Raw genomic sequence first — 10,076 nt, forward strand, 5'->3', positions numbered from 1 at the left:
ATCACCGCGCACCTCCCCGACGACGTGCTCGTGATCGACTGCGGCGCCGACCACCGGCTCACCGATCCCGACGCGTGGGCGGCTTTCTACGGCGGCGAATACCACGGGGCGTGGACCTACGGGATGCCGGAGCTGCCGCTCGCCGGCGGCGGGACCCAGCGGCAGAACCTCGCCGGCGCGACCCGGATCGCGGTGCCCGGCTGCAACGTCACCGCGATCACCCTCGGCCTCGCGCCGGGCATTGCGGCCGGCGTGATCGCCGCCGACGACCTGGTGAGCGTGCTCGCGGTCGGACCGTCGGGGGCGGGCAAGAGCCTCCGTACCGACCTGCTCGGCGCCGAGTTGATGGGGTCCGCCTCGGCCTACCAAGTCGGCGGCGTGCACCGCCACAACCCGGAGATCGTGCAGAACCTGACCGCGGCCGGCGGGAGCGACGTGAGCATCTCGTTCACCCCCGTGCTCGTGCCGATGGCCCGCGGCATCCTCGCCACCTCGACGGCCAAGCTCACCGGCAGCGCTGCCGAGGTGCGGGCGGCGTGGGAGCACGCCTACGCCGACGAGCCGTTCGTGCACCTGCTGCCCGCGGGCGTCTTCCCGAGATCCGGTGACACGACGGGCGCGAACACGACGCTGCTCGGAGTCGCCATCGACGAGCGGGCGGGCCGGGTCGTCGTGGTCTCCGCGCTCGACAACCTCGTCAAGGGCACCGCGGGTGCCGCGATCCAGTCCGCCAACCTCGCGCTCGGGCTGCCCGAGACGCTCGGTCTTCCCCTCGATGGAGTCGCTCCGTGAGCACCACTTTCGCGTCAGGTTTCTCCGCCGCCGGCATCCCGATCGGGCTCAAGTCGTCGGGCAACCCCGACCTCGCGCTCGTCGTCAACACCGGCCCCCGCCACGCCGCCGCCGCGGTGTTCACGAGCAACCGGGCGCTCGCGAACCCCGTCATCTGGTCGAAGCAGGTCATCGCCGACGGCACGGTGAGGGCGATCGTGCTGAACTCCGGGGGAGCGAACTGCTTCACCGGCAGCGAGGGCTTCCAGACCACGCACCTGACCGCCGAGGCGGTTGCGGAGGCCGTCGGGGTCAGCGCCGGCGACGTGCTCGTCTGCTCGACCGGCTTGATCGGGGTGCAGCTCGACCGCGCGAAACTGCTGCCGGGCATCGCGTCCGCGGCCGCTGCGCTCAGCTCCGACGGCGGAGCGGATGCCGCCGCCGCCATCATCACGACCGACACCCACCCGAAGACGGCGACCCGCGAACGCGACGGCTGGCGGATCGGCGGCATGGCGAAGGGCGCCGGGATGCTCGCCCCCGGGCTCGCGACGATGCTCGTCGTCATCACGACCGACGCCGACCTGACGAGCGAACAGCTCGATCAGGCGCTGCGGGCGGCGACCCGGATCAGCTTCGACCGGCTCGACAGCGACGGCTGCATGTCGACGAACGACCAGGTCACACTGCTGGCGAGCGGAGCCTCGGGGATCAGCCCCGACATCCATCTCTTCACCGCCGCGCTGCAGGACCTCTGCATGGATCTCGCGTTCCAGTTGCAGCAGGATGCCGAGGGCGCGAGTCACGACATCGTCATCGAGGTGATGGGCGCCGCGACGGAGGACGACGCCGTCGAGGTCGGCCGCGCGATCGCCCGCAACAACCTGTTCAAGGCGGCGGTGTTCGGCAACGACGCGAACTGGGGCCGGGTGCTCGCCGCGATCGGCACGACGCAGGCCACGTTCGACCCCTACGACGTCGACGTACTCATGAACGGGGTGCGGGTGTGCGCGAAGGGCGGTCCCGACCGGCCACGCGAGGAGGTCGACCTGACGCCGCGCACCCTGCTGCTGCAGCTGGAGCTGCACGCCGGGCATGCGGCCGCGACGATCCTCACCAACGACCTCACCCACGACTACGTGCACGAGAACTCGGCGTACAGCTCATGACCGATCTCGAGGCGGATGAACGGGCCCTGGGCGCCGAGATCAAGGCCGGCACCCTGATCGAATCCCTCGGGTGGCTGAAGCGCTTCTCGGGGAAGATCGTCGTCGTCAAGTTCGGCGGCAACGCGATGGTCAGTCCCGAGCTTCAGCGCGCGTTCGCCGAGGACATGGTCTACCTGCGCTACGTCGGCCTGAAGCCGGTCGTCGTGCACGGCGGGGGCCCGCAGATCACCGCGATGCTCGACCGGCTCGGCATCCCGAGCGAATTCCGCGGCGGCTACCGGGTGACGACGCCCGAGGCGATGGAGGTCGTGCGGATGGTGCTGACCGGACAGGTCAGTCGCGAACTCGTCACGCTCATCAACGAGCACGGCCCCCTCGCGTCGGCGATCTCGGGGGAAGACGCCGGGCTCTTCGGGGGACGGCGCCGGGGCGCAGAAGTCGACGGCGAGACGGTGGATATCGGGCTGGTCGGCGACGTCGTGCAGGTCGACCCCGCGGCGGTGCTCGCGGAGGTCGAGGCGGGGCGCATCCCGGTCGTGTCGTCGATCGCGCCCGACCTCGACGTGCCGGGCCAGTCGCTCAACGTCAACGCCGACTCGGCGGCCGCCGCGCTCGCGGTCGCGCTCGGCGCCGAGAAACTCGTCGTGCTCACCGACGTCGCCGGACTCTACGCCGACTGGCCGAACCGCGACTCGCTCGTGTCGAACATCACGGTGCCCGAGCTGACGGTGCTGCTGCCGAGACTGGAGAGCGGGATGATCCCGAAGATGACGGCGTGCCTCGAGGCCGTCACCGGCGGGGTGCCGAAGGCCGCGATCATCGACGGCCGGCGCCCGCACTCGGTGCTGCTGGAGATCTTCACGGATGCCGGTATCGGCACGGAGGTGGTGGCATGAGCGGCCAGCAGAGATTCCGCGACGCGATGTTTTCCTACGCGCCCACCCCGCTGCGGGTGCTCGTGCGGGGCGAGGGTGCCCGGGTCTGGGACGACCAGGGCACCGAGTACCTCGACTTCCTCGCCGGCATCGCCGTCAACGCACTCGGGCACGCGCATCCGGTGTTCGTCGAGGCCGTGAGTCGGCAGGCGGGAAGAATCGCCCACGTCTCCAACTACTTCGCCTCCGAGCCGCAACTGGAACTCGCCGAGCGGCTCAAGCGCCTGACCGGCGGCGACGCGGTGTTCTTCGGCAACTCCGGCACCGAGGTGATCGAGGCGGCGATCAAGGTCTCCCGGCGCACCGGGCGCACCCGCATCCTCACCCTCGAGAAGTCGTTTCACGGCCGGTCGACGGGCGCGCTCGCGATCACCGGGAAGGACTCCTACCGCACGCCGTTCGAGCCGCTCATCCCGGGGCCTGAGTTCCTGCCCTCCACGGTGGAGGCGCTCGAGAACGCGATCGGGCCGGACGTCGCGGCGCTCGTGCTCGAACCGATCAAGGGCGAGGCGGGCGCGCTCGACCTGCCCGAGGGCTACCTCGCGGCGGCCCGCGCGCTCACCGCGAAGCACGGGGCGCTCCTGATCCTCGACGAGATCCAGACCGGTGCCGGGCGCACGGGGGACTGGTTCGCGTTCCAGCGCGACGGGATCGTGCCCGATCTGCTCGCCCTCGCGAAGGGCATCGGCGGCGGCTTCCCGATCGGCGCGCTCGTCGCCTTCGGCCCGGTGAAGGATCTGCTGCAGCCGGGCGACCACGGCACGACCTTCGGCGGCAACCCGCTGGCGACCGCGACGGCGAACGCCGTGCTCGGCGAGATCGAGCGCGCCGACCTCGTCGGCAACGCGCGGGCGATGGGCGAGCTCATCCGGGCCGGCCTCGCCGCGCTCGATCACCCCGCGATCACGGATGTCTCCGGCCGGGGCCTCCTCGTCGGCATCGGTCTCGACGGTCCGCACGCCGGCGCGGTCGCGACGCGAGCCCTCGAGCTGGGTCTCATCGTGAACGCGGCGGCCGAGGACCGCATCCGTCTCGCCCCGCCGCTCACGATCACCGCCGCGGACGTCGACCGCTTCTTCGACCTCTTCCCCCAGGCCCTGGCCGCGACAGAAAGCAGCGACTCATGACCCGGCACTTCCTCCGCGACGACGACCTCACCCCGGCCGAGCAGACCGAGATCCTCGATCTCGCCGAGGCGATCAAGGCCGACCGCTGGGGGCGCACCCCACTCGCCGGACCGCAGGCCGTCGCGGTCATCTTCGACAAGTCGTCGACCCGCACGCGGGTGAGCTTCGAGGTGGGCGTCGCCGACCTCGGGGGCAACCCGCTCATCATCTCGACCGCCAACAGCCAGCTCGGCGGCAAGGAGACGCCCGCCGATACGGCGCGGGTGCTCGAACGGATGGTCGCCGCGATCGCCTGGCGCACCTACGCGCAGTCGGGGCTGGAAGAGATGGCGGCCGGCACGACGGTGCCGGTCATCAACGCCCTCTCCGACGACTTCCACCCCTGCCAGTTGCTCGCCGACCTGCTGACCATCCGCGAGCACAAGGGCGTCCTCGCCGGTCTGACCGTGGCTTTCCTCGGCGATGGCGCCGACAACATGGTGCATTCGTACCTCCTCGCGGGAGCGACGGCGGGAATGCACGTGCGCGTCGCGTTCCCTGCGGAGTTCAGCCCGATGCCGGATGTCGTCGCCGACGCCGAGCGCATCGCCGCGACGACCGGTGGGTCGGTGACGCTGCTCAGTGACCCGGTGGCGGCGGTCACGGGCGCCGATGTCGTGGTGACCGACACGTGGGTCTCGATGGGCAAGGAGGAGGAGAAGGCGCACCGCGTCGCCGCCCTCCGGGACTTTCAGGTCACGCCGGAACTCATGACGCTCGCCGAGCCCGACGCGATCTTCCTGCACTGCCTGCCGGCCGACCGCGGCTACGAGGTCGCGGCGGAGGTCATCGACGGACCGCAGAGCGTCATCTGGGACGAGGCCGAGAACCGGCTGCACGCGCAGAAGGCGCTGCTCACCTGGCTGCTCGAGAAGAACAGCGCGTGACGAGGCCGTACGTGCGGGTCGGGTCAGCGCATCCCGGTCATGCCGGACATCAGCGACGGGTCGCTCAGCACGATCGCGAACAGCGCACCCCAGAACACGATCGCCGCGATCACGCCCGCCGAGAGCGGCACCCAGAAGGCGACCTTGTTCTTCACCAGCAGCAGGATGCTCACGCCGAGCGCCACCAGGTAGAGCACGACGTGGCTGATCGCGATGATCGCGGGCGCCGCGCCGACGGAGCCGTTCCAGCCGCCGAGCCCCGACTGGCCGTACGCCTCGTCGAAGACCTCCTGCACCATCACCGGGTCGGAGAACAGGGCGGCGTAGATGAGGCCGATGCCCATCCCGAAGAGACCGAGCACGAGCAGGATGATCGTGAGCACGAGATCCCAGGTGCGGCGGCGCTTCACCGGCGGCATCCCCTGCGGAGCGCCGTAGGCGGGAGCGCCGTAAGCGGGCACCGCGTAGGCGGGGGCGGCGGGTGCGGCACCGGGCGCGGGCGCACCGGCCGGAGCCGGGAGTCGCTCGCCGTACTGCGGCGGCGGCAACTGCCCGGCCGCGGGTGCGGGCGGCACGGGCTGAGCGGCCGGGCTGCCGTACGTGAACGACGGGGCCTTCGGCACCTCGGGAGTCGGGTCGGACGCTGAGTTCGGCTCGGACATGCGCCTACCCTACTCACCCTTACGCTGAGAACCAGAACAACAGGAGACACACTCATGGCACAACGCGTCGTCCTCGCCTACTCGGGCGGACTCGACACCTCGGTCGGAATCGGCTGGCTCAAGGATGCGACCGGCAAGGAGGTCGTGGCTCTCGCCGTCGACGTCGGCCAGGGCGGCGAGAACATGGATGACATCCGTCAGCGTGCCCTCGACTGCGGTGCCGTCGAAGCCGTCGTCGTCGACGCGAAGGACCAGTTCGCGAACGACTACCTGATGCCCGCGCTCAAGGCGAACGCGATGTACCAGAAGCGCTACCCGCTCGTCTCGGCGCTCAGCCGGCCGATCATCGCCGAGCATCTCGCGCGCGTCGCGAAGGAACTCGGCGCCGACTCGGTCGCGCACGGCTGCACCGGCAAGGGCAACGACCAGGTGCGGTTCGAAGCCGCGGTCGCCGCGCTCGCCCCCGACCTGACGAGCATCGCGCCGATCCGCGACCTCGCGCTCACCCGCGACAAGGCGATCGCCTACGCGGAGGAGCACAACCTCCCCATCCAGCAGTCGAAGAAGAACCCGTACTCGATCGACAAGAACGTCTGGGGCCGGGCCGTCGAGACCGGCTTCCTCGAGGACCCGTGGAACGCCCCGATCGAGGACCTCTACGAGTACACGCAAGACCCGGCCGTCGACGGCCCCGCCGACGAGGTCACGATCACCTTCGCCCAGGGCATCCCGGTGGCGATCGACGGTAAGCCGGTCACCCCGCTGCAGGCGGTCGAGCAGATGAACGCCATCGCCGGGCAGCACGGCATCGGCCGCATCGACATGGTCGAGGACCGTCTCGTCGGCATCAAGAGCCGCGAGGTCTACGAGGCGCCGGGCGCGATCGCGCTCATCACTGCGCACGAAGAGCTCGAGAACCTCACCCTCGAGCGCGACGTCAACCGCTACAAGCGCAAGATGGAGGCCGACTGGGCGGAGCTGGTCTACGAGGGCCTCTGGTTCTCGGGGCTCAAGCGGTCGATGGATGCCTTCATCGACGACACCCAGAAGTACGTGTCGGGCGAGATCCGGCTCCAGCTGCAGGGCGGCCGTGCCGTCGTCACCGGCCGCAAGAGCGACCAGTCGCTCTACGACTTCTCGCTCGCGACCTACGACACCGGCGACACGTTCGACCAGTCGCTCGCGAAGGGCTTCATCGAGATCTGGTCGTTGCCGTCGAAGATCTCGGCGCGCCGGGACCTGGGGGAGTAGTGGCGAAGCTCTGGGGGGCGCGGTTCGAGGGCGGACCCGCCCCCGAACTCGCCGCCCTGAGCCGCAGCACGCACTTCGACTGGGTGCTGGCGCGCTACGACCTCGCCGGCTCGCACGCGCACGCGACGGCGCTCGCCGCCGCAGGTCACCTGACGGCTGCCGAGGAGCAGGCGATGCACGACGGGCTCGACGAGCTCGCCCGACGCGTCGAGTCCGGGGAGCTGGTCGCATCGGATGACGACGAAGACGTGCACGGCGCCCTCGAGGCCGCCCTCGTGGCGGTCGTCGGGCCGGAACTGGGCGGCAAGTTGCGCGCCGGCCGCAGCCGCAACGATCAGATCGCCACGCTCATCCGACTGTTCCTGCTCGACCACGCCGCGATCATCTCCCGCGACGTCGTGCGGCTGATCGACGCCATCGCGGGGGCGGCGTCCGCGCACCCCGCCGCCGTCATGCCGGGCCGCACGCACCTGCAGCACGCGCAGCCGATCCTGCTCGCCCACCACCTGCTCGCCCACGCCTGGCCGCTCGTCCGCGACCTCGAGCGGCTGCGCGACTGGCGGGTACGGGCGCAGGCCTCGCCCTACGGCGCCGGGGCACTGGCCGGCGGAGCCCTCGGCCTCGACCCCGCTCTCGTCGCCCGGGAGCTCGGGCTCGGCGACCCGCTGCCCAACTCGATCGACGCGACGAGCGCCCGGGATGTCGTGGCCGAGTTCGCCTACGTGGCCGCCCAGATCGGCGTCGACCTCTCGCGCTTCGCCGAAGACGTCATCCTCTGGACGACGCGCGAGTTCGGCTTCGCCCGCCTCGACGACGCCTACTCGACCGGCTCGAGCATCATGCCGCAGAAGAAGAACCCCGACATCGCCGAACTCGCCCGCGGCAAGGCGGGGCGGCTCGTCGGCAATCTCACCGGGCTGCTGACGACCCTCAAGGGGCTCCCGCTCGCGTACAACCGCGACCTGCAGGAGGACAAGGAGCCGGTCTTCGACTCCGTCGCGACCCTCGAGCTCGTGCTGCCCGCGTTCGCCGGGATGATCGAGACCCTCACTTTCGACCAGGAGCGGATGCGCGACCTCGCCCCGCAGGGCTTCTCGCTTGCGACCGACGTCGCCGACCACCTGGTGCGGCAGGGCGTGCCGTTCCGCGAGGCGCACGAGATCGCCGGCGCCCTCGTGCGGTTCTGCGAGGAGCGCGGCCTCGACCTGGACGAACCGACGGATGCCGACTACGCGGCGATCGACGCCCGCCTGACCCCCGACGTGCGCTCCGTGCTCACGGTCGACGGCTCGATCGCGTCGCGGTCGGGCATCGGCGGCACGGCGCCCGAGCGCGTCGCCGAACAGCTCGCGGCCCTGACCGCGGCCGTGCACGCCCTCGTCCTCAAGGAGACCTCATGAGCCTGTCGGGCAACAGCAGCCGGGACGACCGCAAGGCGGCCGCTCGCGACGCCTGGAAGGCGAAGCATGACGCCCAGGCGCCGCGGCGTGCCTGGGTGATGCCGCTGTTCGTGGGGGTCGCCGTCACGGTGCTCGTCGGGGCGCTGCTCGCGACGTCGCTCCTCGGGCTCGACCTCTGGTCGCGCTGACCCGCTTCCTCGCCCGGCCGGCCACACAGGTCGCGCCGCTGATGCTCGGCGGCATCCTGCACGGCCGCGGGACGAGCCTGCGCATCACCGAGGTCGAGGCCTACCTCGGCCCGCAGGACCCCGGGTCGCACGCCTACCGGGGCATGACCCGTCGTAACGCGATCATGTTCGGCCCGGCGGGACACCTCTACGTGTACTTCACCTACGGCATGCACGTCTGCGCGAACATCGTCTGCGGCGCCGACGGCGAGCCGACGGCCGTGCTGCTCCGCGCCGGCGAGGTGGTGTCGGGCCTCGATGAGGCACGCGCCCGCCGCACGACCTCGAAGACTGATGCCGACCTCGCGCGCGGTCCGGCCCGGCTCTGTGTCGCGCTCGGCATCACCCTCGCTGACGACGGTGCCGACCTCGCGACCGGACCGCTGCGATTCGAGCCGCCCCGGCATCCCGCCGCCGTCGTCGCGTCGGGGCCCCGCACCGGGGTGTCGGGCGCCGGGGGATCGGGCGACTACCCGTGGCGCTTCTGGGTGCCGGGCGATCCGACGGTGTCGCCGTACAAGCGGTCGGCGCCGACGACGCGCAGCTGATCGCTCAGCCCGCGCGCAGGGCGACCGCGAGACCGTCGACCGCGCGCTCGAGTCGCACGAGCCCGTGCTCGGGCGTCGTCGGCGTGCCGCTCTCGCCGGCGCCGTCGCGGCGGAAGTCGGGCCCGCCCCGCAGCTCCGCGCGCACGCCGGCGACCTTCGCGCCGACGGCGTCGACCGCGACGCTGTAGCCGGGCTTGTCGACCACCCGGGCGCGGTAGTCGTGCACCGCGGACCGGAGTTCGCGGGCGACCACCGCACCCGCGCCGATCTGCTCGGCGAGGATGCCTTCCGCTTTCGACAGCGGCCAGCCGCGACGCGAGGACTTCGCCTCCGAGCGCAGCACCTCGAACCGCTCGAAGGCGACCCGCCCGGCCAGCGTGACCTCTTCCGACCGCGCTCCCGACGACATCCCGGTCAACGTCTCCTGCACCTGTGCCATGACCTCGTCGGCCTGGCGTCGCAGGGTCTCTCCGAGGCGGGCGGGCAGGACGGCGAATCCGACACCCGCTCCGATCACGGCGCCCACCCCGGTCAGCGCCAGGCGGGTGGGCAGGGTCTCGACGACGTCGTCGGTCGTCTGGCCGAAGAGCACGGTGACGAGCACCGTGAGCGCGAAGACGCTCACGCCGTAGGCCAGTTCGGCCGCGTACTGCTGCACGAACATCGCCATGAGCGCGACGACGGCGAGCAGGAGGAGGTTGTCGTGGACGAGGAGCGACAGCCCGACGCCGACGGGGAGCCCGCCGAGCGCGCCGAGCACCCGTCGGTAGCCCTTGCTCAACGACGAGGCGCCGGAGGTCCAGCCGAAGACCATCACCGCGGCGGCCCCGACCGCCCAGTACCAGTGACGCGGGTCGATGAACTGCGCGGCCGCGAGCGACAGCGCGACGGCGACGAGGAGCTGGGTCGCGATCGAGAGCAGGCTGCGGGCGGCGCGGCGCCAGTCGAGGCGAGGCGGCGCATACGGCTGATCGAGAGCGGGGGAGCGACCCGGAACCGTCGAACGCGCCACGGCGAGTTCGGGAGCCTGCAGCAGCGGGTCGCGCACGAGGGCCTCGAG

11 protein-coding genes are annotated in these 10,076 nt (G+C 71.4%); 9 read left to right on the plus strand and 2 right to left on the minus strand.

Annotated features, from left to right (window positions below; genetic code table 11):
• The 5 genes from argC to argF all read left to right on the plus strand — a co-directional run.
• Window positions 1-792: N-acetyl-gamma-glutamyl-phosphate reductase (argC, locus tag ACILQS_RS13120; protein ID WP_395640578.1), on the plus strand; the 792-nt coding region annotated here is incomplete at its 5' end.
• Window positions 789-1,940: a bifunctional glutamate N-acetyltransferase/amino-acid acetyltransferase ArgJ gene (argJ, locus tag ACILQS_RS13125; protein ID WP_395640579.1), complete on the plus strand. Its 1,152-nt coding sequence runs from the start codon at window positions 789-791 to the stop codon at window positions 1,938-1,940. The genes argC and argJ, both read left to right, overlap by 4 nt.
• Window positions 1,937-2,836, plus strand: coding sequence for an acetylglutamate kinase (gene argB / locus ACILQS_RS13130; RefSeq protein ID WP_395640580.1), 900 nt, complete (start codon window positions 1,937-1,939; stop codon window positions 2,834-2,836). Before argJ ends, argB begins: the two co-directional genes overlap by 4 nt.
• On the plus strand, window positions 2,833-4,002 hold the full coding sequence (locus ACILQS_RS13135; protein WP_395640581.1) for an acetylornithine transaminase: 1,170 nt from the start codon (window positions 2,833-2,835) through the stop codon (window positions 4,000-4,002). The genes argB and ACILQS_RS13135 overlap by 4 nt, the downstream gene beginning before the upstream one ends.
• A complete protein-coding gene (argF, locus tag ACILQS_RS13140) occupies window positions 3,999-4,928 on the plus strand; it encodes an ornithine carbamoyltransferase (protein WP_395640582.1) in 930 nt (309 codons plus the stop codon). Before ACILQS_RS13135 ends, argF begins: the two co-directional genes overlap by 4 nt.
• 23 nt (window positions 4,929-4,951) lie before the next feature.
• Here the strand turns inward: argF and ACILQS_RS13145 are convergent, their stop codons facing one another.
• Window positions 4,952-5,590 (minus strand): DUF6264 family protein, encoded by a 639-nt coding sequence (locus ACILQS_RS13145; RefSeq protein ID WP_395640583.1) that lies wholly within the window; start codon window positions 5,588-5,590, stop codon window positions 4,952-4,954.
• A gap of 54 nt (window positions 5,591-5,644) precedes the next feature.
• On the opposite strand from ACILQS_RS13145, the gene ACILQS_RS13150 reads away from it, so the two are divergent.
• The 4 genes from ACILQS_RS13150 to ACILQS_RS13165 are packed head-to-tail and all read left to right on the plus strand — an operon-like array spanning window position 5,645 to window position 9,016.
• Window positions 5,645-6,841, plus strand: coding sequence for an argininosuccinate synthase (locus ACILQS_RS13150; protein ID WP_395640584.1), 1,197 nt, complete (start codon window positions 5,645-5,647; stop codon window positions 6,839-6,841).
• Entirely contained in the window at window positions 6,841-8,241 is a 1,401-nt protein-coding gene (gene argH / locus ACILQS_RS13155) for an argininosuccinate lyase (RefSeq protein ID WP_395640585.1), read from the plus strand. Before ACILQS_RS13150 ends, argH begins: the two co-directional genes overlap by 1 nt.
• Entirely contained in the window at window positions 8,238-8,429 is a 192-nt protein-coding gene (locus ACILQS_RS13160; protein WP_395640586.1) for a hypothetical protein, read from the plus strand. The genes argH and ACILQS_RS13160 overlap by 4 nt, the downstream gene beginning before the upstream one ends.
• On the plus strand, window positions 8,426-9,016 hold the full coding sequence (locus ACILQS_RS13165) for a DNA-3-methyladenine glycosylase (RefSeq protein WP_395640588.1): 591 nt from the start codon (window positions 8,426-8,428) through the stop codon (window positions 9,014-9,016). The genes ACILQS_RS13160 and ACILQS_RS13165 overlap by 4 nt, the downstream gene beginning before the upstream one ends.
• Before the next feature lie 4 nt (window positions 9,017-9,020).
• Here ACILQS_RS13165 and ACILQS_RS13170 read toward each other — a convergent pair.
• Window positions 9,021-10,076 (minus strand): FUSC family protein (locus ACILQS_RS13170; RefSeq protein ID WP_395640587.1); only part of this gene is annotated, 1,056 nt, incomplete at its 5' end.

The organism is Pseudolysinimonas sp., from assembly GCF_044239695.1.
GTDB lineage: Bacteria > Actinomycetota > Actinomycetes > Actinomycetales > Microbacteriaceae > Pseudolysinimonas_A.